The sequence below is a fragment of the Lysobacter sp. Root667 genome (assembly GCF_001427715.1).
GTDB lineage: Bacteria > Pseudomonadota > Gammaproteobacteria > Xanthomonadales > Xanthomonadaceae > Lysobacter.
The window spans coordinates 516,941-542,325 of record NZ_LMHF01000001.1 but is presented as its reverse complement, the minus strand read 5'-3'; the positions used below and the strand labels follow the sequence as shown (position 1 = coordinate 542,325).

The 25,385-nt window shown below is 66.4% G+C and carries 28 protein-coding genes; 4 read left to right on the top strand and 24 right to left on the bottom strand.

Annotation, left to right across the window (positions count from 1 at the left end):
• From ASD78_RS02340 to ASD78_RS20425, 11 genes are all read right to left on the bottom strand, one after another.
• Positions 1–350: hypothetical protein (locus ASD78_RS02340; protein WP_056098118.1), on the bottom strand; the 350-nt coding region annotated here is incomplete at its 3' end.
• Positions 351–566: 216 nt separating this feature from the next.
• Positions 567–818, bottom strand: coding sequence for a hypothetical protein (locus ASD78_RS20430; protein WP_156087536.1), 252 nt, complete (start codon positions 816–818; stop codon positions 567–569).
• 3 nt (positions 819–821) lie between these two features.
• A complete protein-coding gene (locus ASD78_RS02335) occupies positions 822–3,485 on the bottom strand; it encodes an RHS repeat-associated core domain-containing protein (RefSeq protein WP_235566428.1) in 2,664 nt (887 codons plus the stop codon).
• Between the two features lie 151 nt (positions 3,486–3,636).
• On the bottom strand, positions 3,637–5,685 hold a 2,049-nt coding region (locus ASD78_RS21350), incomplete at its 3' end, for a DUF6531 domain-containing protein (protein WP_235566422.1).
• Positions 5,686–6,200: 515 nt separating this feature from the next.
• A complete protein-coding gene (locus ASD78_RS02325; protein WP_056098112.1) occupies positions 6,201–6,458 on the bottom strand; it encodes a hypothetical protein in 258 nt (85 codons plus the stop codon).
• 164 nt (positions 6,459–6,622) lie between these two features.
• Positions 6,623–6,910: a hypothetical protein gene (locus tag ASD78_RS02320; protein ID WP_056098110.1), complete on the bottom strand. Its 288-nt coding sequence runs from the start codon at positions 6,908–6,910 to the stop codon at positions 6,623–6,625.
• Between the two features lie 125 nt (positions 6,911–7,035).
• Positions 7,036–7,401 (bottom strand): hypothetical protein, encoded by a 366-nt coding sequence (locus tag ASD78_RS02315; RefSeq protein ID WP_156087535.1) that lies wholly within the window; start codon positions 7,399–7,401, stop codon positions 7,036–7,038.
• A 102-nt stretch (positions 7,402–7,503) separates the two neighbouring features.
• Positions 7,504–7,725: a hypothetical protein gene (locus ASD78_RS02310; RefSeq protein ID WP_056098104.1), complete on the bottom strand. Its 222-nt coding sequence runs from the start codon at positions 7,723–7,725 to the stop codon at positions 7,504–7,506.
• 120 nt (positions 7,726–7,845) lie between these two features.
• Positions 7,846–8,184 (bottom strand): hypothetical protein, encoded by a 339-nt coding sequence (locus tag ASD78_RS02305; RefSeq protein WP_056098101.1) that lies wholly within the window; start codon positions 8,182–8,184, stop codon positions 7,846–7,848.
• A 62-nt stretch (positions 8,185–8,246) separates the two neighbouring features.
• Positions 8,247–9,188: a hypothetical protein gene (locus ASD78_RS02300; RefSeq protein ID WP_056098098.1), complete on the bottom strand. Its 942-nt coding sequence runs from the start codon at positions 9,186–9,188 to the stop codon at positions 8,247–8,249.
• A 278-nt stretch (positions 9,189–9,466) separates the two neighbouring features.
• Positions 9,467–11,794, bottom strand: a complete 2,328-nt coding sequence (locus ASD78_RS20425; protein ID WP_056098096.1) for a S8 family serine peptidase — start codon at positions 11,792–11,794, stop codon at positions 9,467–9,469.
• A 625-nt stretch (positions 11,795–12,419) separates the two neighbouring features.
• Here ASD78_RS20425 and ASD78_RS02290 point away from each other — a divergent pair.
• Positions 12,420–13,748, top strand: coding sequence for a sorbosone dehydrogenase family protein (locus ASD78_RS02290; protein WP_056098094.1), 1,329 nt, complete (start codon positions 12,420–12,422; stop codon positions 13,746–13,748).
• 112 nt (positions 13,749–13,860) lie between these two features.
• Positions 13,861–14,214, top strand: a complete 354-nt coding sequence (locus tag ASD78_RS02285; RefSeq protein ID WP_056098093.1) for a hypothetical protein — start codon at positions 13,861–13,863, stop codon at positions 14,212–14,214.
• A 51-nt stretch (positions 14,215–14,265) separates the two neighbouring features.
• Here the strand turns inward: ASD78_RS02285 and ASD78_RS02280 are convergent, their stop codons facing one another.
• The 4 genes from ASD78_RS02280 to gcvA form a co-directional block, all read right to left on the bottom strand.
• Positions 14,266–14,646: a VOC family protein gene (locus tag ASD78_RS02280; protein WP_056098090.1), complete on the bottom strand. Its 381-nt coding sequence runs from the start codon at positions 14,644–14,646 to the stop codon at positions 14,266–14,268.
• A 64-nt stretch (positions 14,647–14,710) separates the two neighbouring features.
• Positions 14,711–15,016, bottom strand: coding sequence for a cupin domain-containing protein (locus tag ASD78_RS02275; protein ID WP_055908417.1), 306 nt, complete (start codon positions 15,014–15,016; stop codon positions 14,711–14,713).
• A gap of 63 nt (positions 15,017–15,079) precedes the next feature.
• Positions 15,080–15,580 (bottom strand): DinB family protein, encoded by a 501-nt coding sequence (locus tag ASD78_RS02270; RefSeq protein ID WP_055908414.1) that lies wholly within the window; start codon positions 15,578–15,580, stop codon positions 15,080–15,082.
• A gap of 231 nt (positions 15,581–15,811) precedes the next feature.
• A complete protein-coding gene (gcvA, locus tag ASD78_RS02265) occupies positions 15,812–16,744 on the bottom strand; it encodes a transcriptional regulator GcvA (RefSeq protein ID WP_056098087.1) in 933 nt (310 codons plus the stop codon).
• A gap of 166 nt (positions 16,745–16,910) precedes the next feature.
• Between gcvA and ASD78_RS02260 the strand changes: the two genes are divergently transcribed.
• Positions 16,911–17,702, top strand: a complete 792-nt coding sequence (locus ASD78_RS02260; RefSeq protein ID WP_162250113.1) for an MBL fold metallo-hydrolase — start codon at positions 16,911–16,913, stop codon at positions 17,700–17,702.
• Positions 17,699–18,556: an MBL fold metallo-hydrolase gene (locus tag ASD78_RS02255; RefSeq protein ID WP_082575386.1), complete on the top strand. Its 858-nt coding sequence runs from the start codon at positions 17,699–17,701 to the stop codon at positions 18,554–18,556. The genes ASD78_RS02260 and ASD78_RS02255 overlap by 4 nt, the downstream gene beginning before the upstream one ends.
• 192 nt (positions 18,557–18,748) lie before the next feature.
• Here ASD78_RS02255 and ASD78_RS02250 read toward each other — a convergent pair whose 3' ends face one another.
• The 9 genes from ASD78_RS02250 to ASD78_RS21345 form a co-directional block, all read right to left on the bottom strand.
• Positions 18,749–20,107 carry a HAMP domain-containing sensor histidine kinase gene (locus tag ASD78_RS02250; RefSeq protein ID WP_056098080.1) on the bottom strand — a complete coding sequence of 453 codons (1,359 nt, stop codon included), beginning with the start codon at positions 20,105–20,107 and terminating at the stop codon, positions 18,749–18,751.
• Positions 20,104–20,844, bottom strand: coding sequence for a response regulator (locus ASD78_RS02245; protein WP_055908401.1), 741 nt, complete (start codon positions 20,842–20,844; stop codon positions 20,104–20,106). Before ASD78_RS02245 ends, ASD78_RS02250 begins: the two co-directional genes overlap by 4 nt.
• Positions 20,845–20,919: 75 nt before the next feature.
• Positions 20,920–21,429 (bottom strand): thioredoxin family protein, encoded by a 510-nt coding sequence (locus tag ASD78_RS02240; RefSeq protein WP_056098078.1) that lies wholly within the window; start codon positions 21,427–21,429, stop codon positions 20,920–20,922.
• 3 nt (positions 21,430–21,432) lie between these two features.
• Positions 21,433–22,230: an alpha/beta hydrolase gene (locus ASD78_RS02235; RefSeq protein ID WP_056098076.1), complete on the bottom strand. Its 798-nt coding sequence runs from the start codon at positions 22,228–22,230 to the stop codon at positions 21,433–21,435.
• Positions 22,231–22,240: 10 nt separating this feature from the next.
• Positions 22,241–22,663 carry an Ohr family peroxiredoxin gene (locus ASD78_RS02230; protein WP_056098073.1) on the bottom strand — a complete coding sequence of 141 codons (423 nt, stop codon included), beginning with the start codon at positions 22,661–22,663 and terminating at the stop codon, positions 22,241–22,243.
• 2 nt (positions 22,664–22,665) lie between these two features.
• On the bottom strand, positions 22,666–23,331 hold the full coding sequence (locus tag ASD78_RS02225) for a ferric reductase-like transmembrane domain-containing protein (protein ID WP_056098070.1): 666 nt from the start codon (positions 23,329–23,331) through the stop codon (positions 22,666–22,668).
• Positions 23,328–24,080, bottom strand: a complete 753-nt coding sequence (locus tag ASD78_RS02220; RefSeq protein WP_055908387.1) for a putative DNA-binding domain-containing protein — start codon at positions 24,078–24,080, stop codon at positions 23,328–23,330. Before ASD78_RS02220 ends, ASD78_RS02225 begins: the two co-directional genes overlap by 4 nt.
• The gene (locus ASD78_RS02215) at positions 24,070–24,930 is read right to left on the bottom strand and encodes a DUF692 domain-containing protein (RefSeq protein ID WP_056098067.1); all 861 of its coding nucleotides are present in this window, start codon (positions 24,928–24,930) and stop codon (positions 24,070–24,072) included. Before ASD78_RS02215 ends, ASD78_RS02220 begins: the two co-directional genes overlap by 11 nt.
• A gap of 61 nt (positions 24,931–24,991) precedes the next feature.
• Entirely contained in the window at positions 24,992–25,381 is a 390-nt protein-coding gene (locus tag ASD78_RS21345) for an EF-hand domain-containing protein (protein ID WP_235566421.1), read from the bottom strand.
• Positions 25,382–25,385: the final 4 nt, after the last annotated feature.

Genomic DNA, 25,385 nt, shown 5'->3' with positions numbered 1-25,385 from the left:
TCGCCGAAGCCGTTGTACTGATAAACCGCCTGGGTTAGCCCGCCGACGTCGATCTGGGTTAGACGGTTGAGACGGCCGTAGATGAAGGTCTTGCCATTCATGCCCGTGGTATTGCCCGCAGCATCGTAGCTGCGCGCGGCACYCCCCATAGCGCTGAGCTGATGGCTGCTGGACGGGTAGGTGTAACTGGTAGTTACGCCGCCGTGCAGCAGRCTGGTGCGGTTGCCKGTGGCGTCGTAGGCGTAGGTTTCAATCGGCACCGCGCTGGGGCCGTCGCGCAGGATGGTCAGGCGGCCCAGGTTGTCGTAGTCGTAACGGGCCAGGAARGCGCTCTGCAGTCCGTCCTTCAACTCGGTCAGCTGGCCGGCGGCGTCATAGCCGTAGTGCAGCGACAGGCCGCCGCTGGCGTTGTCCTGGATCGTCTGGGCACGGTAGTCCAGGTCGAGGCTGCGCGACAGGGTGCGGCCATTGCCGTAGACCCAGCCGACCGCAGGGCCGAAATGTGGGTGTCCTCATTTAGCGGGTAAAGCTTGAAAGACAGTGCGCACTAAGCGGCTGACGCTTGTCTACGAAACCTTGGGCGCTTCAGGCCTCGGCAATGCGCGCAAGCCAACATTCGAGACTTTCCAGACGCCAACCGCCAGTAAGATAAGCAAAATCAGCAAAGGTATGGCAGACATACTGTAATCTCCATTTCCTACCACGACGCTGAAAACAGCGAGCACCAAGATCAAACTGGCAACAAGCACAAGTATAAGAGCCAAGGCTCGTATCAAGTTGAGTACAAGCCGACGATAGGCTTGCATTGGTGTAGTCATTTGCTACTCCTTGCATTCACAGGCATCACCGATGGTTGGTGTGGCAAAGCCGCCGCCAGTCGTGTATCCCAAGCCTACCCACAAGCCGTATCCTAGCCCAATCTTCGGCATGGGGGTGACCGAGCGGCTCGATACAACGTCTTGGTCCCAGCCCTTACGGTCGAATAGTCGTTTAAGCCAATCGAGCGGCCCATCCCCCGATTTAATCAGGTTCTCGCTGCCCTGCTGACTGGCCCCAACGGACGCTTCCCATCCAATGTCTGCCTCCTGATACCGATATACGCCTCCGAACATGGTATCCAATGGACCTTGAGAGGTAGAGCGGGTCGTAGACAACCCATATCCCGCAAATCCTCCGGCTCCCAACATGCCATTTAGCTGGCCACCTGCGAAAAGCTGGTAGCACCGCCATTTTGTCCAGTCGTTTGGCACAGACAGACCGACGTTAAGACCAGCTCCGCCCCCCGCCGGCAGTAAAGCGATGGTGCCTGAAGGACCGATGCCATACTGCGTGGCAAGACCGAATGGATCCATGGAACTCAAGGAAGAATTGCCTGCGTAGGAAAATGTATTTATGCCACCCCGTAGTCCGATTGGATCGCTTTGCACATACCGCCCACTCCCCGCATCGTAATCCCGGAAGTAGTTGTAGTTCAGCCCCGTCGCCGCGTCATACCGCTGACCCGGGAACCGCATGTCGAACACGAAGTTCGTGCTATCCAGATCGGGATCCTGATTCGGCGGGCTGTTGCCGAAGGCTTCGCCCTGTAGGGCCCAGGTCCAGATGGCGACGTCGCGGGTGCGGTCGATGACGGCACGTGGGCTGCCCAGGTGGTCGGGCTCGATGTAGTGCAGTTTCTGGTTGGCGCCGGCGCCAGCCAGCAGGCCGACCGGTAGATCGTCCAGCCAGATCGCTTGTTGCAGGACGGCGCCGTTGTGGTCGTAGTCGCCCAGCCAGCGGCCGGACTCGTCGTAGACGGTGTAGGTGCGGACCTCCGGCGTGCCGCCGCTGCCGTCGGGGTTGCCGGTCGTGCCCGGGATGGTCGATACCACACGCTCGCCCAGGGCGTTGTAGGTGTAGCTGCGCACGATGGCGCCGCCCTGCTGGACGCTGCGCATGCGGTCGTCTTCGCCGTAGTCGTACTGCTTGGCCGCGCCGCCGATGTTGGTGGTGTTGCCGACGCCGTCATAGGTGCGTGCGATGCCGCCGGCCGAGCTCAGGCGATGACTGCTGCCGGGATACGTGAACGCGGTAGTGATGCCGCCGTGCAGCAGGCTGGTGCGGTTGCCGGTGGCGTCGTAGGTGTAGGTCTCGATCGGCGTACTACTCGGGCCGTCGCGCAGGATGGTCAGGCGGCCGAGGTTGTCGTAGTCGTAGCGCGACAGAAACGCGCTTTGCAGGCCGTCCTTGAGTTCGGTCAACTGACCGGCGTGGTCGTAGCCGTAATGCAGCGACAGGCCGCCGCTGGCGTTGTCCTGGATCGTCTGGACGCGGTAGTCCAAGTCGTGGCTACGCGACAGGCTGCGGCCGTTGCCGTAGGTCCAGCCGACCACGGGGCCGAACGGGGCGTAGCCGGCCTGGTTAAGCAGCACGGTGCGGCTGCCGCCGTTCGGCGTGACGCCGACCTCGGTAATGCGGCCCTGGGCGTTGCGCACGTAGTCGACCACAGCGCCGTCGGGGTAGTTCACCGTCTTCAGGTCGCCTGCGGCGGTGTAGCTGTAGTTCACCATGAAGAAGCGGCCGCCGACGATCTGCATCTTGGTTTCGACTTGGCCGAAGCGGTCGTAGCAGTAGTTCAGCGTGGCGCCGGAATGTTTGGTCATTCGGGTCAAACGGCCCTGCGAGAACGACGGCTGGCCACCGCAGCCGGTGTTGATGATGTCGTACAGGTAAACGATGTCGTTGCCGCCGCTGGTGGCCAGCATCGACACCGAGGTCAGCCGATTGAGCGCGTCGTAGTCGTAGGTGTGCGCCTGGCTGTCGTTGGCGTCGAGGCGGCTGTCGAGGTTGCCGGCGCTGTCGTAGCCGTACTGGGTCAGGCCGGTGTCGGGGCTGGTAAGCGCGGTGACGTCGCCGAAGCCGTTGTAGGCGTAGCCGGTGTTCAAACCCTTGGGATCGGTGACCTGGGTGACCTGATCCAGGGCGTCGTACTGGTACAGGGTTTCGGCGGCGATGCCGCCCGGGTCCTGGACGGTGCGCGAGACGCGGTTGAGCGGGTCGAAGTCGTGGTCGACCACACGGCTGAGCGGGTCGGTGACCAAGTTGGGGTTGCCGTCGGCATCGTAGGTGGTGCCGGTGATGTGGTTGCCGGCGTCCAGCTGCTGGGTCTGCTCGCCCAGGCTGTTGAAGGCGCGGCCGAGCTGGCGGCGCAGCACGGCGCCGCTGTCCTTGGTTTCTTCCTGGGTGCGGTTGCCGGCGACGTCCAGGGTGTAGTGAATGGTGTTGCCGGCGTTGTCGGCGACGTCGGTCAGGCGCTGGGCGGCGTCGTAGGTGAACACGACATAGCGGCCGTCGGGCTGGGTCAGGCGCTGGACCAGGCCGGTGGGCTCGTAGATCGCGGAGGTGATCCGGTCATCCGTCTCGCTGCCGGCGTTGGGGCCGCGGACCTTGGTGGCGGTCAGCCAGCCGCGCGGGTGGTACTCGTAGTCGGTGACGACGTCGGACATGTCCTTGACCGACAGCACACGGCCCTGGGCGTCGTACTGCAGCACTTCGGTGACCTGCCCCAGCGCGTTGGTGGTCTTCCACAGGTCGCCCTTGCGGTGCGGGCAGGTCGTGGGCGCGGACGCGCAGCCGGCGTCGTCGCTGGGGTAGTANGACCTGCCCCAGCGCGTTGGTGGTCTTCCACAGGTCGCCCTTGCGGTGCGGGCAGGTCGTGGGCGCGGACGCGCAGCCGGCGTCGTCGCTGGGGTAGTAGGCGTAGGTGGTGACGTCGCTGAGGTCGGTGCGCGGGCCGTCGATGGACTTCAGCAGGCCCAGCAGCGGGCAAGTGCTGTTGCTGGCGGCGACGTCGGCCGCCTCGCAGTAGGCGTAGGCCGTGGTGCGGGTGGCGTTGTTGCTGGTGTCGCGCACCGTGACCGCGGTCGGTTGCTGGCGCGCGTTGCGGGTGATGCGGGTTTCGCGGTTGCCGACCAACGTCATCAGCACGCGGTTGGTCGCCAGCTCATGCCGCTGTTCGGTGGTGCGCGCCTGCGCCGTGCCCTGGGCTTCGGTGACCGTGTGCTTGCGCACCGTCAGGCCGGACGGTGTGTCGGTGAGCTCGGCATACTCGTGCTTGGTCACCGTGCCGTTGCGGTCGGTGACGGTGTCGAGGCGGCGGCGGAAGTCGGTGGACTCGGGGTAGTAGGTCCGGTCGATCGGTCCGCGACTGTCAGACAAGCCCGAAACTTTCCGTGGCACTCCGCTTCCTTCCGGGGCTGTCAGCGCAAACGCGGTGGTGTTGCCCAGCGCTCCGGTAACCGTTGCGCCGCCTGTAGACGAGTAGGCAAGGCCAACATTACCTGCCCCTCCGGCATGCTGACTTGAAATGGCACGCCCAGAGGCGTCGTAGGCAAAGGTGCTGTAGCGCTGATTATCCTCTCGCGTGACTCCGGTGAGATGACGCGGGAAACGGCTGTCCCCATAGTGATAGATGCGAGCAGCACCGCCCGGGTAAATCGCGCTTTCGACCTGCCCCTGGGCGTTGTAGGTATACGCGGCGAGCACCTGACCGGACGACGTGAGCGAGACGATAGGCGCTTCGCCACCGCCGTTCTCATACTGAAACGTCACGACACGACCACTGGAATGCGCGATCGAAGCAAGGCGCGAAATCGTGTCGTAGACATAGGACAGCATGGTGCCGTCCGGATAACGCGCTTCGATCAGCCGCCCCGTGGTTTTGAACACAAGGATCTGGCCGGCCTGATGCAGCGACCAGTTGCCGTTGCCGTCTTGCACGGCGCGGTCGCCGCTGTCATCGACGGCCTCATAAGCCGAACCAACGCTTTCGAAGGCGACGTGCGACCCATCCGGCTTGAGCATCCCGCTGAGAGTCGAGCCGTCGAAGGTGAGTTTCACATCGTGGTTGTGTGTCCAGCCCGGACCAAACCCACCCGACACATTGGCTGCGGCCGAGTGGTAGCTGCGCTGGAAGGTGAACCAACCCAGCGCGATATCCTGCTCCTGCTGAAACTTATCGCCGGTCGTCAGATCGATGGGGTTGCCGACCAGGCCGCAGGCGGAGCACGCCAATGGCTCCGACAGCAGCACCACCTCGTAGGAGTTGTTGCTGCAGGTATTGCTGCTGCTTTGCCAGGTCAGGTAGTCGTTGGAACAGCGATCGCGCAGCCGCGTCGGGAAGTTGTTGCTCGTGATCAGGGCGCAATGGCCGCCTAGCGCCGAGTCGGCGCGATACACCAGCGTCACTTTTTTCATCTCCTGGCGCGCGATGCCGTCATCCCAGGAATTCACAGGTGTCCACGCGCCTTGGGTAACGGTGGTGCCCACCGAGCAGCCATTGGCGGCACTTTGATTGTCGGCATTCGCCACCATGGCGGCGATCAGCTCGGCCTCGGTAGCGAAAGTGAAGAAGCCGCCATTGATCCATTCCAGGTACTTCCAATCCCGGACAACGGAAGCCTCCCGGCCCATCCAGTACGTGGCCTTGATCTCGTTCTTGCTGATGGCGAGGTCGCGGACGTACTTCACGTGCGCGTACGCACCGCCGAACTGCTGGATCGCCAACTCGGCGTCGCGCTGGGTCGGGTAGTCGACGTTGTCCCCGGCGATCCGCCAAGGGTGTTCGCTTTCCTGCGCCATGGCAGGCAGGGCCATCCCGAACAGAAGCAAGCACTTCGCAGCCAGACCCACGAGGGCGGTGCTCATCTGAGCGCCGTTGCGCCCCCTTCCTGCCAACTCCATACCTTCTCCTTGGTGTCTGGTTGCAGCAATGCACTGAGTATTGCGATGTCGTATGACAGCCGGCGACCGCGCCGCAAGCGAGCGGCTTACGGCTGCGCGTGGTCGGAAATGCGGGCCTCGGCCCGGATCGCGGAAGGCAGACGACGATGAAAGGCGGCGAGCGCCGGCCGTACATCGGTCGATGGGTAGCAACGGCAATGCCAGCGGCTGATGGCCGGTCGCCCCGCACGTCCTATGTGCCTCACTGCCATGCGCCCCCCTTGGCCTGCAGCGGTTCCTTACGTCGCCGCGCGCGGGAAAGGTCCCGGGGCGACGTAGGGCCAGCTTCAAGGAGCGCCGACTGCGCCGTCAAGTGCCGCGCCCAAGCTTCGAACCTGCTTTAAGTGTGCCGGCAGGCCGGAGGCGCCCGACATCGCAAACCATAGTTGCGGCGGTGGCGCCGCTGCCGATCGCGGTGTGCCAAAAAGCACCATCGGTAATTAAAAAAGACATTCCATAAGGCGATTGAGTCCTTCCGGATCAGGATGAAGTGCTTCCGGATGGGCCGGATCGCCTTCCCGATAACGATCCAGCCCTTCGCGAGCGGAGTCGAACGGCTTCGGGAAGGCCCCGCGTACCTTCCGGAAAGCGATGAGGTCTTTCGTGAAGCCGGTGTAGCCCTTCGCGAAAGCGACCAAGGCATTGGTGAAGCCGACGGAGTTCTTCGCGAAAGCGTTGAAGCCCTTCGTGAATCCCATGAAGTCTTTCGCGAAGCCGTCTAAGCCCTACGCGAATCGTCGCGCCCCCTTCCGGAAGCCCGCCGGCGCCTTCGCTAACGCAGGAAAGACCTACGCGAAGCACTCGCCGCCCTACGCGAAGGCGGGCGAGCCCTTCGGCAAGGCCGCCGAGGCGTTGCGTCAGGTCAGCGCGCCTTGCCTGCCCTGCCCCGCTTGCTCCCGCCGCCGTCATCGTCCGGGTCGTAACCCAGTTTGGCCTTCATATCGCGCAGCGCCTGCCGCCGCTCCGGGTCGGTCAGCAAACCGAACGCCAGGATCGCCTCGGCCAGCAGGTCGTTGTCGGCGTAGAAGTAGGCGACGGAGACGCCGAGGCTGCGGGCGTGTTGCCGCACCAACACCTCGGCTTCGTAGAGCGTGGCATCGGCCTGCCTGACGTTGGCCGGATGGGATTTGTACGCGGTGGTTCTGGGCATCGCCGACTCCGTTCGGGTTAGGTCGGATCGAGCCTAAACCATGAAGCCGGATAACCCATTTTGGGGTAAATCAAGCCCTTAGGCTTGGGAGCCAAAACCTGATCCACGGCACCACGAACCGGAAATCACCGCAACGCCTGATTGAAGTTTCGTATAACCCGATACTTAATTAGTCGATTGGTCGCCTCGACGATCTCAATCTCAGCGCCCTTGTAGCCAATCACCATCGACTCGCCCAAGTCGTACTCGACATCGTTATTGAAGGCCGGCCGAGCCATGTTGTTCGAGAACTCTCGATACGAGATGTTGATCTTGTTGCCGATGCGCCCGCTGTACAGCAGCGTCTGCTGGAATCCGTCGGCCGTGAGCGCGGGGCGCTTCAATCTTTCGAAAGGGACATTCCGCTCGCACACTCTGGCGTTGAACACGGAAACGCCGCAGAGCATGCCGTCCGACTTCTGCACGAGCAGAGTCTTGTAGGGGTCGGTCAAAGCCCCTTTGTCCACCCGGCCGCCTTCCGGACCCGGTTCGGGGTGATAGAACTCGTTCTTTGCGTCTTCGCCTTCGCGGACGTAATAGCCGCGCGAGAACGTTTAGGTGCCGATCACGCCTACCTTCACGGTACCGGGTAGGAAGATGGCGTCATGCTCGGTGTAACGCCCCTGCTTCAGCATGGTTCCGCCCACTTCGGCGCTAACCACTTGCCCCAGCGGAGGCTCGCTGATGTCGATCGCAACCGGGCGATAGTTGGTGTTGGTGGTTACGCACCCCGACAGCGCAAGCGCGCTAAGTACCGCGACAGTTTTCCACGACATAGCTCCCCCTTGGATCTGTTGTCGTCACCTATTGAATAACCGCTTGCATCCCCATGATTCCCCAAACCCACCCCATCGGGTTTCCAGGAACGATACTCCGCTTCGGTTAGGGGTGAATCGTCACCGCTTACACGCCTCCCTCCCCACATAATCCGCCACCGACCCCGGCGCCACCGGCGCCATGTCCTCGTCGGGCTTCGACTGCGCCATGGCGTCCAACGTGGCGCCGGCGCCCAAGAACTTCACGGTGTGGTTGAGGCAGTCGTAGAAACGCTTGGCGTAGTGCGTGCCGCTGGCGCTGGTGCGCCGGGTGATGGCGGTGCGGCCGGGCCAGGTGCCGCCGATTTCCAGGATGTAGTGCTGGGCCTGGGTATCGCTGGGGATGGTGAGCGGCCAGTCGTAGGCGTGCGCGATGGCGGAGCACGCGAGCAATGCCGCACCGAGGGTAAGACGTCGCATCGGTCGCTCCTTTTGGCTGACGCCTGAACTGGACGAAACGAAACGGGCGGTCACGCGCCGCGCTATTTGGCGTGGCTGGGGGCCGCTATGGGCTTCTGCTGCTCCGGCGCTTGTGTTCTTTGCTGCTCGGTGGTGTCCACGCCGCGGCCGACCATGGTCTGCTCCACGCCCAGGTTGGTGCCGAAGGTTTGCGCGGTCTGCACGAACTGTTTGACGGGGCTCTCGCGCAGGGCCACGCGCAGGGGTTCGGCTTCGCGCCTGCCCACCTTCGACAGATCGAGGTCCGGCGGCAGGTCCGGCACTTGGAATCCCTGCTGCAACGCGTTGACGAAGGCGTATTGATAACGCGCGGTTTCGTTCAAGGGGACTTGGTTGCTGAAGCCTATGGTGCCGTACATGTGCAGCATGTTCTTGCTAAATAGCTGATCGCCGAGCGCTTGGGCCTCTTGGTCGGTGCGTTGGCCGGCGCCCCATTTGTCGTGGGTCTTGGCGGAGAAGTCGTTGCTTTGCTTCACCAGCATGGGCCGCTCTTTGTCGGGGAACCGCATGATGTCGCGCACGTCCATGCCGGCCAGGCTGGTGAAGCTGTGCGGGTCGTTGAGCGACTGCAGGATGGCGGCGCGGTCGTCCTGCTGGAGCGTGCCGAAGCGCTGGCTGGCCTGCAGCAGGTCCGGCCGGTCTTTGTCCGGCAGGTCCATCAGCTGCTGCAGGGTCATGCCGCTGGCGTTGATGTAGTCCTGCGGTTGCTTGAGCGCGGCCACCAGGTCCTGGCGTTCGTTCTCGCTGAGCGCTTTCAATTTTTGCTGACCGGCGGCATCCAGCGCGAAGCGCGGGTCGGCGTGGTCGAACGACAACGCGGCAGCGGCGGGTGGCGGCGCGGCCTGCACCGGCGGCACGGCGGCCTGATGGGGCTGCGCCTGTTGCGGTTGTTGCGGCACGCCGGGCGCGGGCGGTTGGGCCGGCGGCGGGTCGTTGCGGAAGAACTCCACGAATCGCTTGAGCATTCCACTTCCTCCCTGAAGGGTGGATCGGCGTTTCATGCGTACTGCGCCTGCCGGCGGACTCCGTTTGCCCCCGGGTCCGTTCGCAGCGGGCCGGGCCATCATACGCCCGGTTTCGGGGTGCGGTCAGGCGGTGGGCGGCAGGCGCTGCCCCGTCGGAATATCGACCCCCTTCAACGCAAATGCCCGGGCACCACCGATTGGGTCGGCGATGCCCGGGCGTCCCCGTGACTGCGGAGTTACCTCACCCGGCGCAACTGCAGCCGGGCTGTTTCATCGGTTTACTTCGACAAGCGCCGATACGCCGGATCGGCCAGCGGGTCGCTGGCGCGCTTGGGGTCGCGGCCGTATTCCAGGGCGCCGCTGGTGCTGGCCAGGAACGGGCTGTCCTTGGCGGGCACGTACTCGGCGACCACGCGCTGGCCGGCGATGGCGTCGGCCGACACGGACCAGCTGGCGCGACCGGCCTTGTCCAGCCTGACGCCCTCGGCGATGTCCTTGCCGTCGATCAGCAGGCGCACGCCGCCGGTGGGCACTTCCTGGCCGCGGGCCAGACGCGCGACGGTGGCGGTCAGGATCAGGCTGTCGCCCTTGCTGTTGGCGCCCAGCGAGGTCTTGGTGCCGCCCAGTTGCACGTCCTGGCTGACCTGGGCGCTCTTGGCGAAGATTTCATCGCCGGTGGTGCCGACGTCGAACTCGCAATCGCCGCGGATCTGGCGGTCTTGCAGCGGTTCGCAGACGCGGCGCGCCAGCTCGACGTTTTCGGGCTTCATCGGCGGGATCTTGTCTTCCGGGAAGGGATCCTTGCGGTAGTTGCCGGTCGAGTCTTCCTTGGCGTAGTCGAACAACGAGGTCTTGTCGGTGACGCGCCACGAATCGACGAAGCCCGGACGGTTCCATTCGTTGGCCGTCAGCACGCCCATGATGCCTTCGGTGGCGGGCGTGTGGTACGCACGAACGTTGATGTACCACTGGCTCTGGTTGGACCACCAGTTGGAGGTGGCGATCAGCGTGGTGCCGTCGGGGAAGTCGATCTGGAGGCCGTCGCTGCCGTACTTGCTGACGCGGCCGCCGACGCCGAGGGCGATGCCGCCCGGGCCGGGACTGACCAGCGCGCCGTTGACGCGCAGCTGCAGGCCGCTGGGGTCCGGCACGCCGCTGAGGTTGGGCACCCAGGTGACGCGGTAGCTGCCCACGCGCGCGGCGATGGCGGTGTTGACGCTGACCCACGGCGCGCTGGGGACGACGGTCTGGCGGGTCTGGACTTCCATGCCCATGTTGCCGAGCAGGGCGACGAACTCACCGCCGGGCTGGAAGTCGTAGTGCAGGCCGTTGACGGTGGTGATGTGTGGGTCGCCGTCGTTGAAGCCGTCGTTGAGCGAGCCGTAGTGCAGTTGCTCGTTCGGCGAACCGGCGCCGGGGTTGATGACGCCGGGCCACAGCGGCGTGGCGGCGGTGTTGTCGGCGTTGTGGATCGCGGCCCAGACCGCCGCCGGCGTCGCTGCCGGGTGGATCTGCAGGTAGCGCGCGGCCACGCCGGCCACGTGCGGCGACGCCATCGAGGTGCCCGACATGACCATGGTCGCGGCGTCGTTGGCGATGCCCGCCGACAAGGTGTTCACGCCCGGTGCGAACAGGTCGACGCAGGTGCCCCAGTTGGAGAAGCTGGCGCGGGTGTCGTTGGTCGGGTTGATAGCACCCACCGTGATGGCCGCGGGTGCGCGTGCCGGCGAGATGTTGCAGGCGTCGCCGTTGTTGTTGCCGGCGGCGACGGCGTAGGTGACGCCGGAGGCGACCGAGTTGGCGATCGCGGTGTCCAGGGTCGGGCTGGGCGAGAAGCCGGAGCTGAGGTTGGCGACCGCGGGCAGCACGCGATTGGCCGTCACCCAATCCACCGCCGCGATGACCGGCGCCAGGTAGGTGTTGGCGCAGTCGCCGGCGCGCACCGGATGCAGCAGCGCTTGTTTGGCGATGCCGAAGGTGGTGCCGCCGATGGTGCCGGCGACGTGGGTGCCGTGACCGTGGCAGTCGCCGGTGCCGGCGGCGAGGTTCATGGTGTTGGTGCCGCCGGAGACGCGGCCGACCATTTCGTTGTGGGTCGGGCGGATGCCGGTGTCGATCACGTACACGTGCACGTTGTTGCCGGTTTCGCTGTAGGTGTAGCGCAGGTCTAGCGGCAGCAGGCGTTCGCTGGTGCGGTCCAGGCCGGCCGGCGGATTGTTCTGGACGACGTTGAGATCGCCCACCTGGTCGACTTCGATGTAGGCGACGTCGGGCCGCTCGCGCAGGCTGCGCACGGCGTTGTCCGGCAGGGTCGCGCTGAAGCCGCGCAGCGCGGCGCTGTAGGTATAGCCGATCTTGCCGCCGAGCAGGCGTACGCGTTCCTGCGACGACTGCACGGTGGCCTTGGCCACTCCTTGTTTGAAGACCACGATGTACTGGCCCGGTATGCGCTTGGGCGCGTTCTCGTTGATCAGCGGCGCCAGTTGCGTCTGGGCCATCGCGCCCAGCGGCAGCATCGCGGCGAACAGACCGCAGGCGACCCAGGTGATGACTTTATTGCCTCGTCGTTGCGGCGTTATCCGTACGCGTCCGATGGGCTTGTCCATTGCTCTTTCCATGATCCTTTCTCCATGATGTTGCGATTCGCCTGGCGACAGGCGTCGATCGTCGCTACCCGACGATTCGGATAGGGACGACGCGGCCCGCCCTTCCGGGCAAGGGGCCGGTCTTGAATGCACAGCGGGGGTATTGGTCTGTCGACCCGATGCGTACTGCGGACGACATCGTCGGCGGAGCGACGATGGCACTACGATTGGCGCGGTTACTCGGCGCAAGCCTCCATGGCTGATGCACTGTCCCTGTGTAATCCAATCAACGCGGGAAGCGGCGGCGACAGGTCATCGCGGTGTTGCGCCCAGCGCTGCGATACCGACGCTCGGCGTGAGAGACGCCCAATTTAGTGCGTTAAGGCGCGCAGGCGGCCTTCAACCGATCGACGCGATGAACGCTTCGCTTCGGACGAAACCCTCGATCGCTCGCTGCCGGAATGCACACGGGAGACCCTGCGGCATGGTCGTTGCAGCGCAATGAACGTCATGCATCGGGTGAACTGTCGCTGCGACGCAGCCTTCACTTCGCACACACGAGGTCACACCGACTTCATTGCGCCCGTCGGACACTCCGCACAGAGGCTGCGGCCGTCTCGGCTTCGCTGCCTCGAAGGAGGCCGCCATGCTTCGCGTACTAGCCCTCGCACGCGCGACCGCGTACGCGCTGTCGCTGTTCGCCGTCGCCGGCTGCGGCGGGTCCGCCCGTCTGGCGGCCAAAGCCGACACCGGGCCGAACCCCACGCTGCCCGAACCGACGCGCTCGCTCGTTCCCACCGTCAAAGTGGCGAAGGCCGTCGGCTGGTCCGCCGGCGCGACGCCGACGCCGGCGCCCGGGCTATCGGTCAACGCATTCGCGTCCGGGCTGGACCACCCGCGCTGGTTGTACGTGCTGCCCAACGGCGATGTGCTGGTCGCGGAAACCAACCGCCCGCCTACGCCCGACCCGCCGGCGAATCCGATCCGCGGCATGTTCATGAAATCGGCCTTCGCCAAGGCCGGCGCCGCGGCGCCCAGCGCGAACCGCATCACCCTGTTGCGCGATGCCGATGGCGACGGGGTGGCGGAGACCCGCAGCGTGTTCCTGCAGAACCTGATGTCGCCGTTCGGCATGGCCCTGGTCGGCGACGAGTTCTACGTAGCCAATGCCGACGCGATCGTGCATGCGCCGTACCGCAGCGGCGACACGCGCATCGACGCGACGCCGGCGAAGCTGACGGATCTGCCCGGCGCTCCGCGCAATCACCATTGGACCAAGAGCCTGCTCGCCAGCCGCGACGGCAGCAAGCTGTATGTCGGCGTCGGATCGAACAGCAACATCGGCGAGAACGGCATGGACATCGAAGCCGGCCGCGCCGCGATCCACGAGATCGACATCAAAACCGGCCAGGGGCGCATCTACGCCAGCGGCCTGCGCAATCCCGTCGGCCTGGCCTGGCAACCGCAGAGCGGCGCCCTGTGGGCGGTGGCGAACGAGCGCGACGAGCTGGGCAGCGACCTCGTGCCCGATTACCTCACCTCGGTACGCGACGGGGCGTTCTATGGCTGGCCGTACAGTTACTACGGCGCGCATGTCGATACCCGCGTGCAGCCGCAGGACCCGGCGCTGGTGGCCAAGGCGATCGCACCCGACTATGCGCTGGGCGCGCACGTCGCCGCGCTGGGCCTGGCGTTCTACGACGGCAAGCTGCTGCCTGCCCGCTACGCCAACGGCGCCTTCATCGGCCTGCACGGTTCGTGGAACCGCAAACCGCCCAGCGGCTACAAGCTGGCGTTCGTACCGTTTGCGAACGGCCGGCCCGCCGGCCCGATCGAGGACGTGCTCACCGGCTTCCTGGACGAACAGGGACAAGCGCGCGGACGTCCGGTCGGCGTCGTGGTCGACCAGCACGGTGCCGTGCTGGTGGCCGACGACGTCGGCAACGTGGTGTGGCGGGTGGTGCCGGCGCGTTGATGTTTTCCAGGATGCGGAGGATGCATCGCCGGATCGGCTGCACCAGCGACGGTTCCGCACCGGTATCTCATCGACAACCACCCGGTTGTTTGCCCCCTAGAGGATCACGACCATGCTCCAGACCGCGACCATCCTGCTGGCGATCACCGCTTTGGGCGGACTGCTCATGGCGATCATCCGTTTCACCACCAAACAAAACCCGCCGGCCTGGCTGGCGATGCTGCATGGGCTGCTGGCCGCGTCGGGTTTGACGCTGCTGGTCTATGCCATCTGCACCTTGGCGGTCCCGCCGATGGCGACTCTGGCGCTGGTGTTGTTCCTGCTGGCCGCCACCGGCGGCACGGTGATGAGCCTGGCGTACAAGTGGCGGCAACGGCTGTTGCCGGCGTGGCTGGTCGCGGCCCACGCCTGCGCGGCGGTGCTTGCATTTCTGTTGCTGTTCTTGGCGGCGTTCGGGCAAGCGTAGTCGCGTCTCGCCTGGTGGCCAGTGCCTACTACGTCCAGCACGCGCGCCCAATCAGGGCCAGAGCGTTGCGTTCTTGGGAAACCCCGGACGCTGGACACGGACGACGCAGAACCGTTGCCCCGTGGGCGCCTGCATGACGACCCAGCGCTCCAGGCGCTCGACCACCTGCGCGCCCAAGGTTTCCAAGCGGGCGACTTCGGCGGGGATGTCGTCGGTTTCGATATCCAGGTGCACCCGGCTCTCGTGGTCGACGCGCTGGATTTGCACGATGGGCTCGTCTTGCGGCGTTTCCAGCATGCGGTAATTGCCGCGCGTGCCCGGATGGTCCGGGTCCAAGGGACGGCCCAGGGCTTCGGCCCAGAACTTGGCCGCCTGGTCGATATCGGCAGTGTTGCAATCGATCAGCAACGCGCAGAGTCGGGAATGGTGCATGGCTTCTCTCCGACGGACATGAGGATGGCGCCTAAGCCAAGGTGGCCTGCGTAAGCGCCAGGAATCAGTGCAGGTGGACGGCCAGCCAAAGCGCGCCTTCCGACACGCGGCGCACGGTGTGGGGCGTGCCGGCGGGCAGGAACAGGTAATCGCCGGTACGCAGCTCGACTAGCGCGCCGGCCACTTCGAGCGTCGCCTCCCCTTGGATCATCGCCACCCACTCGTCCTGAGTCTGCACGTACTGCGTCGGCGTAATGTCCGCGGAGCTGACGATGCGCTCGATGACGAGGTTCTTGTGGCTGAGCAGCGCTTCGAAGCGCTCGCCTTGAACCGGCGGCTGCGCATCGGCGAACAGGTTTCCGGTTTGCATGCGGTGTCTCCGTGGCGCGATGAGTTAAGCCCGATCGCAAAGCAGCGCCGGCTGGGCGAACGCCTATGCGCCGCGCCGAGCGGGTTCGCTCTGGTGCAGGAACTTCGTGTAGAGGTCGCGAGGCGGGTCGATCGCGATGGACTTGAGCACTTCGCCGACGTTGCCGCGGTGGTAGCCGCCGTGGGTGACGACGTGCAGCAGCATCTCTTCCCTGGACATCCGGCCGCGGTCGCCGTCGGTGAACTGGAAGTCCAGGACCTGCGCGGATTCGGACTCCGTAAGGCCGGAGACGTAGGCCAGGTACCAGGCATCCGTGGCCTGGACGTCGGCCTGGAGCTGTTGGAGGGTGGGCGTGTCTTGCGTGTTGGTCGCGTCGAACGGGCGCGACGCGGCGCTCAGGTGGGCGCGAAAAATACTGTCGGTGACATAAACGTGGTTGAGCGTGCGGATGCAGGTATGCAGCGGAGCGGCGTGCTCCGGCGGCACCGTGGCCAAGAGCGCGAACAGCTCGGCGTTGGCCCAGGCTTTGTAGCCGAACAGGGACTTCAAGGGGGCGGTGGTCATGGCGTGCGCTTGGTCGTGGGGGGCAACGGCTTCGACTGGCTTGAGCCGGGGATTCGCAACGTTCTCGAATGGAAACGAATCGCATCGCTGGCGCCAGAACGCTCTGGTCCGGTGAGTTTATAGGGTGGCACGGGGCGGCAGGGTGTGACGCAAGCCGCGACTACGCCCTCTTCGGTTGGCTGCGCGGTCGCGGCTTATGCCGCTCCTACCCCAAAGCGCGGGATGGGCGTATCAGTCTTCGTTTGCGCCGTGCGCATCCTGTTCTGCCGCCTCTTTGCGCAGCCACTGGCAGAAGGCTTCGACGGCCGGATAGGCCTGGGCATCGTGCCGGCGCACGATCCAGAACGCATAAGCGTTGGCCAGCGACGGGCCGAACGGTCGGACGAGGCGGCCGCGCTGCAGGTCTTCCTCGACCAGCGGGGCGACGCCCAGCGCGACACCGTGCCCGGCGACCGCGGCTTCCTGGGCCAGGTAGATGCTGGCGAAGACCGGGCCGCGGGAGGCATCCACGCGCTTCGTACCCGAGGCGTCCAGCCACGCACGCCAGTCCGGCACGCCGGGGCGGCCCGCGGCGCTTTCGTCGTGGAGCAGCGTGTGGTGGCTCAGATCGTCGGGGACCTTCAGCGACTGCTGTACGTCGCTCCGCAAAGCAGGGGCGCACACCGGAAACACCGGCGCGTCCATCAGCAGCTCGGCGTCGACGCCCGAGTAGCCGCCGGGCCCATAGCGGATGGCGACATCGACACCGTCGCGGAAGAAATCGGTGGGCTCGTTGCCGGTTTCGATGCGCAGCTTGAGATCGGGGCAGTCGCGATGAAAGCGGTGCAGCCGCGGCGCGAGCCATTTCGCGGCGAAGGACTCCACGGTGCTGACGCGCAGGTGCGCGGCCTTCGGCGCGGTCGCACGGTTCAGCGCCAGATCGAGCTGTGCGAACACGTCGCTCAGGGATGCGGCCAGGGCCTCGCCCGCGGGCGTCAGTTCCACGGCGCGGTGGCCGCGACGGAACAGCTCGACGCCCAGGTAGGCCTCGAGTCGTTTCACCTGATGACTGACCGCCGCCGGGGTGACGAACAACTGCGTGGCCGCGGCCTGGAAACTGAGGCAACGCGCGGCCGTTTCGAAGGCGCGCAGTGCATTGAGCGGCGCTGGGTGGCGGGGCTGCACGGTCGCTACGCCGGAGTGGAGGACCGGCTCATCCTATCAGGTTACTTTTCCTAACCCGACGACGAAAACATCTCGTTTGTCGCCACCGCCGGCGCTGGCAATGATGGCCGCATCGAAACGATGGGCGAGCGGCATGCGAGTCGAAGAGATAGTCCCCAATGTGCTGATGTTCGTCGGCGACGAGTACGAGTCCGTCGCCACGGCCTTCATCGACGGCGACGATGCCTTGCTGGTCGATGCGCTCGCCAGTTTGGACGAGGCGCAATGGCTGCGGCGCGTGCTGTGCGAGGAGATGGGCAAGACCGTGCGCGCGGTGGCGGCGACCCACTATATGAGCGACCACCTCGCCGGCATGTCGCTGTTCCCGGATGCGTTGACGATCGCGCACCGCCACCATCGCCACGCCTTCCTGTCGCAGAACCGGCGGGTGGATGCCTTCTATCGCGAGCCGCGGCTCGTGTTCGACAGTGCAATGACGCTGCGATGGGGGCCGCACGAGCTGCGTTTCGTGCACAACCCGGGCAAGACCATGGACCACGTCAGCGTGGACGTGCCCAGCGCCGATCTGGTCTGCGCCGGCGACAACATCGTCGGCAACATCGTCTATCTGTCGAAGGCGGACCCTGCCCTGCTGCGCCAGGCCATCGTGCGGATGCGGCAGTTCGGCCGCGGTACGGTGATCGGCGGACACATGGGCCGGTTCCCGGCCGCGACGCTCGACCACGCGGTGCATTACCTGGACCGGCTGCAAGCGGCGGTCGTGGCCATCCGCGCCACGGCGGAGCCGCAGGCGATCGATGCGCGACTCGCGGCGATCCGCATCGAGGCCTGTCTGGCGCCGCAGGTCGAAGCGGTGGCTTTCGAACGCGAATGGCACCAGCGCAATCTGGAGGCGATCGTGGCTCAGTCGGTCTTTGCGCTGGACACGGCGCTGGCGTCGCGGGAGGCGTACGCATGAACGGCCAGCGGGAATTCCGCATCGGGCGCAGGGCCTTCCTGTCGGGTAGCGTCGGCATGGCCGCCGCGGCGCTGTTGCCGGGCGGCCGCGTGTTCGCCGCCGCCGCTGCGCAGGGGCTGCGTATCCAGCGACTGGCGTGGGCGGGCATACGCCTGCAGTTGCCGAACGCGACCCTGTTCATCGACCCGCTGACCGATCCGGAAGCCTGGGGGCCGGCGCTGAAGGATGCGCTGATCTCCGTCGACGATGCGATCGGCGACGCGGCGGTACTGATCACCCATGCGCATCCCGACCACTTCGATGCCAAAGCCGTGGCCGCAGCGCTCGCCAAGGGCGGCACCCTCGCCCATCTCGCCGGGATCAATCCATTGCCCGTGCCTGCGGGCGTTCGGGCCAGACCGAGCGCGCTGTGGGAACCGCAGCTGATCGGCGATTTCACCGCCACCCCGGTGCCGGCCTCGGACGGCTATGGCGATCCGCAGGTGTCCTGGGTGGTGTCGGCCGGCGGCCGGCGCATCTTCCATGGCGGCGACACGCTCTGGCACGGGCATTGGTGGCGCATCGGCCGCCAGTTCGGGCCGTTCGACGCGGCCTTCCTGCCGGTCAACGGCGCACGCTTCGGATGGCGCAAGCCGGTCAGCGGCCAGCCTGGCGTGCTGACGCCGGAGCAGGCCGTGGCCGCCGCGACCATTCTGGGCGCGCGCGTGCTGGTGCCGATCCACTATGGGATTTCGGGAATGGAGGAGTACGTGGAAGTCGAGGATCCGATCGGGCACTTACGCGGACTGGTGCAAGGGACTTCGATCCAGTTGCAGCCGATCGCGCCCGGGGGCTGGGTGGATTGGGGGCGGTGAGCGAATCCCCGGTCAACTTCATCAGCGGCCATATGCAGGAGCACTGCATCGGGAGCTGACGATCGAGGAACTGGCGGACGAGACCGGCGGTTCGCACTTTCACTTGAACCGCCTGTTTCACACCACCATCGGATTTCAGCTGGGTTGGCGCGCTGCGCGGGCATAAGCCGCTGTCGATCGCTCGATTGGTCGTTAGCGGCCGGGTGCGGCAGCGTCCGTCTGGGCCGCGAGCGACCGCAGTTCCACTATCGCTTCCAGGCCGCCGCCCTCGCGATTGCGCAGGGTCAGGGCGGCGCCGATGGAGTCGGCGAGCTGTTGCGCGATCGCCAGGCCCAGGCCGGTGCCGCCGGTGTCGCGGTTGCGCGAGGCTTCCAGGCGGTAGAAGGGCTGGAACACTTGGCCGAGTTCTTCTTCCGGAATGCCGGGGCCGCGGTCGCGCACGCTGATTCGCGCGCCGCCCTGGCCGTCGTCGCCGACCTCCAGTTCGGCCGCGCCGGCGTACTTGATGGCGTTGTCCAGCAGGTTCGCCAGCACGCGGCGCAGCGCATGCGGGCGCGTGGTCATCGCGCCGTCGTAGCGGCCGCTGAAGGCGACCTGCCTGCCGGTGTCGAGATAGTCGTAGACCAGGCTGTCGAGGAACGCGGCCAGATCGATACGCAGCGGCGGCTCGGACGCCGCGTGCGCGCTGCGCGCGTAGGCGATGCCCTCGCGCACCAGGTGCTGCATCTGGCCCAGGTCCTCGGCCATCTTGTCGCGCTCGGGCGACTCGGCCATGGCCTCGGCGCGCAGCTGCATGCGCGTGATCGGCGTCTGCAGGTCGTGCGAGATCGCAGCGAGAATCTGCACGCGCTCCTGGGTGTACTGGGCGATGCGGTCCTGCATGGCGTTGAACGCCGCCACGGCGTGGGCGACTTCGGTGGGGCCGCCTTCGCGCAGACGCTCGCCGTCGCCGGACGGGCGCAGGGTATCGGCGGCTTCGGCCAGGCGTTGCAGCGGCCGGGTCGCCAGCCGCACCACGGCCCAGGTGCACAGCAGCAGCAGGCCGAGTTGCGTGACCAGCACGTAAGGCAGCCACCGCGCCAACGGCATCACCGAGGGCTGCACCTCGATGGTCATCGGGCTGCCGTCGCTCAGGCGCAGGTGCACCTGGAAGCGCTCGGGATCGGTGGACACGACATTGGCGATGACCGGGTGCTTCGGTCCTAGCGCCGACGCGATCATGCCGGCCATGTCGCGCGAGGTGTCGCTGACCAGCGGCCCGCCGGTTTCGCCGGGCCCCAGCAGGTAGTGGAAGGTCCGCCGCCGCAGCATCGGCAGCCAGTGCGCGCGCTCTTGCGCCGGGAGATGGTCGAGCAGGTTCACCGCCACGACCACGTCCTGTTCGAGATTGCTCATCAGCATCGAGGTCGCGGACTCGTAGCGCTCGTAGAACAGCAAGCCGAACGACAGCCCGTGCGCCAGCAACAGGCCGCTGAACAGGATCAGGTACAGGCGCGAGGCGATCGACTTCGGCAGCCAGCGCGATTCGCCTCGGGGACGCGGCGCGTTCATTCGTGCTCGCCGACCAGGGTCACCGGCATGCTGAAGACATAGCCTTCGCTGCGCACGGTCTTGATGTAGCTCTGCTCGCGGGCGTCGTCCTGCAGGCGTTGCCGCAACCGGCTGATCAGCAGATCAATGGAGCGATCGAAGGGTTCGGCGTCGCGGCCCTGGGTCAGGCTGAGCAGCTGATCGCGGCTGAGCACGCGGTTGGGATGATCCAGCAGGGTGCGCAGCAGGCGGAACTCGGCGCCGCTGAGGGCCACCGCCGTGCCATCGGGATCGAGCAGATGGCGTGCGGTCGTGTCCAGGCGCCAACGCCCGAACGCCAGCACGCGGCTGGCTTCGGTGACCTGCAGATTGGGCGGCAGCATGCGCGCGCGGCGGATCACCGCCTTGATGCGCGCCAGCAGTTCGCGTGCGGCGAAGGGCTTGGTGACGTAGTCGTCGGCGCCCATTTCCAGGCCGATGATGCGGTCGGTCTGGTCGTCGCGCGCGGTCAGCATCACCACCGGCACCGCACGGTGCTTGCCCGCACGCAGGTTGCGGGCCAGGGTCAGGCCATCCTCGCCCGGCATCATCAGGTCCAGCACGATCAGGTCCACGGCGTGGGTGTCGAGCACGGCGCGCATTTCCCGGCCGTCGGCCACGGCGGTGGCGCGCAGGCCGTTCTTCTGCAGGTAGTCCGCGACCATCTGCCGGATCTCGCGGTCGTCGTCGACGACCAGGATGTGATCTACGTGTTCCATGGGGCTCTCGTCGGCGCTCCGGATGCGGTGCTGGCCTGTCCGCGATTGTGCCATCGCGTCCCTGCGATGACGCGGTCAGGGTTTGGCCAGCAATTGGCGGATGCGGGCTTCGGTGACGTCGTAGGCGCCCTCGCCGTAGTGGCGGTAGACCACCCTGCCATCGCGATCGATCAGGTACACCGCCGGCCAGAAGCGATTGCCGTAGGCGTTCCAGGTCTTGTAGCCGTTGTCCTGCGCGACCGGATAGCGGATGCCGAAGCGCTGGATGGCGGCCCGGACATTGGCGGCGCTGCCCTCCTCAGGGTATTCGGGGGTGTGCACGCCGACCACGACCAGGCCCTGGTCCTGGTAGGTCTGATGCCACTGCTTCACGTAGGGCATGACGTGGATGCAGTTGATGCAGGAGTAGGTCCAGAACTCCACCAACACGACCTTGCCTTTCAGCCCCGCCAAGCTCAGCGGCGGACTGTTGTGCCATTGGCCGATGCCGACGAACTCGGGCGCGGGCTGCGCCACTTCGGCTTGGGCGCCGGGCGCGCAGCCGATGGCGACCAGGCACAAGGCGGCGATGATCGACTTCCACATGGTTCAACCTCCAGCGAGCGGATCGGGCTCGGCCTGTTTCACGCCTGCTGCCTGCAGGATGGTGTCCGCGACCTGCGCGGGCTCGGACAGCGGGGACGCGTGGCTGCTGCCGATCGATTCCAGCGTGGCGCCGATGCGCCGTGCGGTGGCCGTCTGCAACTGCGGCGCGATCATCCGGTCCTTGCGCGAGACCAGGTACCAGCTCGGCTTGGCGTGCCAAGCCGCCGTCGTCACCGGCTCGACGAATGCGCTGGCGCGGATCGGGCGCTGATTCGCGAAGATCCGTTGCGCTTGCTTGCCGCTCAGATCCTGGGCGAAGTCTTCGCGTGCGCCAGTCTCGCTCAACCACAGCGAGCCGTCGCGTTCCTGCAACCGGGACAGGCCGGGCGGAGCCGGGAACCCCCTGCCCTGGTCCGCGGTGTTCTGGCCCAGGTCGGGCGCGAACGCCGCGACGTAGACCAGCGCGCCGACCTTGTCGTCGCCGCCGGCCTGGGTGATCACCGTGCCGCCCCAGGAGTGGCCGACCAGCACGACCTTGCCCGGCGCAGCATCGATGGCGCGGCGCGTGGCGGCGACATCGTCGGCCAACGAGGTCAGCGGGATATCCACGGCCACGGTGCGCACGCCCTTACGCTGGAGTATGTGCGCGACCTGGTTCCAGCTGGCCGCGTCGGCGAACGCGCCATGCACCAGCACGACGGTGGGCGGGTCCGCGGCCGGCGCGGTCGATGCGGCGGCTTCGACCGCCGACGCGAAGCCTGCGGCCGCGATCGCCGCGGAAAACAGAACGGTACGCAGCATGTCGATATCCTCAGGCGATCGCCAGTTGCACGTCCACGTGTCCGCGCGTCATGCGCGAGTACGGGCAGGTCTGGTGGGCGGCTTCGATCAATTCGCGCTTCAGGCTGTCGTCGACGCCGGGAAGATCGATGTTCAGTTTCACCGCCAGCTGGTGGTCGCCGGCGCCGGTCTTGCCCAGCGTGACCTCGGCATCGACGGAGGCCTCGTCCGGCAATCGCAGTTTCTTCGCGGCGGCGGCGAGCTGCAGCGCGCCGATGAAGCAGGCCGAGTAGCCGATGCCGAACAGCTGCTCCGGATTGGTGCCGGGCTTGCCCGAACCGGGCGTACTCAGCTTGACGTCGACTGCGCCGTCGCTGGAACGGCCGGCGCCGCTGCGGCCGCCGGTGACATGGGTGTGTGCGGTGTAGATGACGGTTTCGAGGGGACTGCTCATGGTCAGGGCTCCAATGCGTGTTGGGGATGGGTGTTGGCTTGGCTGTTGCGGATTTGCGCTTGCTTGCGCTTGTTGGCCTGGGCCCATTTGCCGACCAGACGGACGGCGACCGCGGCGCAGAGGATCGAGAACGGGATGGCGTACGCCACGCCCATGCTGGGAATGCGCTTGAAGAACGACAGGCCGAAGATCGCGGCGATGACCCAGATGCCGACGGTGTGCAGGCGCTTCCACGTGGCTGCGCTCATATGCCTGGAAACGGCATGGAACGAAGTGACCGCCAGCAGCGCGATGAACACATAGCCGATCGTGCCCGGCGTATTGGTCAGGGCACCGCGGCTGGGCCAGAACTTCGGATCGAGCACGCCGTAGCCGACGATCGCGGCCATATGCACCAGGTGCGAGAACGCGAACGACAAGCCCAGGTAGCGGCGCTCGCGCATCAGCGCGCGGGTGAACGCATTCGGCACCAGCGCGGCCAGCGACGAAGCCACGAACGCGGCCAGGAACAGGACGAACGAGGTCCGTGCCGTCGCCCGGATGACCGTGCGCGTGGCCTCCACCGGATCGGGGCCGACCGCCAGCAGCAGCCCGGACATCAGCAGGATGCAGGCGCCCAAGGCCCAGAACAGCCGCCAGCCGGCCAGCTTCGAGGACAGGGCGTTCATGCCGGCTCACCTGCGGTCAGCGTGCCGAGGATCACGCCCTGCGTCCGCAGCTGTTGCAGCAGCGCCAGACCCTGGGTGTGCAGTTCCCGCGGATCGGCGCCCGCCTCCATCGCCAGCGCAGCCAGGTGCTCGCGGCCGGTCATCGGCTGTTCCTGCAGCGAACTCAACAGCCGATAGACCAGCGGTGCGATGCGGGTGAAACGCACCTGATGGCCGGCATCGCGATGCACCAGCAGCGTGGTCGGCTCGGTCGGCGGCGCGTCCGGCGTGTAGTCGGGACCGATGTCGGTGACCGGCCAACGGTAGGCCAGGGGCAGCGCGAGCGGCGAAAGCACAGGCGTGCCGTCGATCAGGTCGCCGTGCGGATCGTGCGGCGGCGGCGATGCGTCGCTGACGAACAGCGCCTGCTCCACCCATTCGTAGTGCGCCAGTTCCGGCAACCACGGCGGCAGCTCGGCCGCCCTTTCGAGGAAAGCGACGAACTCGGCGGCGATCCGCGTGAACAGCGGCGTGCGGCTGCGGTGCGTGGCATAGAACGCGCGAACCAGCGAGGTCCAACGCGCATCGCCCAGGGTTTCATGGATCACCGGGAAGCCACTGGCGAGCAGACTGCGGATATTGTTGAAGAACAGCTCGCGGTACACGCGCAGGCGCCGTGCTTCGATGCCGGGCGGCGGCGCATTCCCGTCGGGGTCGCGCAGATGGCTCGCCAGGGCGAATTGCTGGTCGCGCAGGGTGTCATGCCGCATGGGCCTGCTCCAGCGGTCGGTCGCGCGCCGGCCGGCCGATCTGCATCGCGCGGATGCGATCGGTCTCGTCCAGCAGTTCGCGCAACGGCGGGAAATTGAAATCGCGTTCCAGCAAGGTCGGACGCACGCCGAAACGCCGGTAAGCGCTGGCCAGCAACGACCACACGTCGGATTTCACCGGCGCGCCATGGGTGTCGACCTTCAGGTCGATGTCTTCGTCGTAGTGACCGGCAATGTGGTACGAGGCGATGCGATCGGCAGGAAGGCGGGCGAGGAACTGCTCCGGGTCGTAGCCGTGGTTGATCGAGTTGACGTAGAGATTGTTGACGTCCAGCAGCAGGTCGGTGTCGGCCTCGGCCAGGACGGCGTCGATAAAGTCGATCTCAGCCAGCGCCTGGTAGGGAGCGGCGTAGTAGGAGACGTTCTCCACCGCGATGCGCCTACCCAGCACGTCCTGCACTTGGCGGATGCGCCCGGCGACGTGGCGTATCGCCTCGTCGGTGAAGGGAATCGGCATCAGGTCGTACAGCTGCCCGTCGTCGGAGGTGTAGCTCAAGTGCTCGCTGTACAGGAAGACCTCATGGCGATCGTTGAATTCGCGGGTTCGCGCGAGCAGCTCCCTATCCAGCGGTTCGGTTCCGCCCAGGGACAGGGACAACCCGTGGGCGCTGATCGGAAAGCGCGCCGACAACTGCGCGAGCGCCTCGCCGAACTGGCCGCCTACGCCGATCCAGTTGTCCGGCGCGACCTCCAGGAAGTCGACCGCGTCGCCGGACATCGCCAGCAACTGCGGCAGCAGTCCGCGGCGCAGACCCAGCCCGGCGGCGGTGGGGGAATCGATGATGCGCATGGCGCAGGTCCTCGGAAAGAGCGCCCCGACGTGAGCCGTCGGGGCGCGGAACGGCGAAGGTTTATTCGGCAATGTCGGCGAACAGGCCCGACGGCATCGGCTTGCCGTTGGCCTTGAAGCGGGCCTTGATGTAGTCGTAGGCCTCCTGCTCGCTGATGAAGCCGTCGTGGTTGGCGTCCTTGCGGGCAAACCCGGCGGATCCGTCCGGCACCATGGCGACGTACTCGGCGCGGGAGACCAGGCCGTCCTTGTCGGTATCGGTCTTGCCGAAGCGGGCATCGCCGCATTGGCCTTCGCCGCACTTGCCTTCGGCGGTCTTGGCGCCGCCGGCCTTGGCCGCCTTGCCGGCGCCGCACTTGCCTTCGCCGCACTTGCCCTCGGCCGCACTTGCCTTCGCCGCACTTGCCCTCGGCGGCTTTCGCGGCGCCGGCCTTGGTCGCCTTGCCGGCACCGCA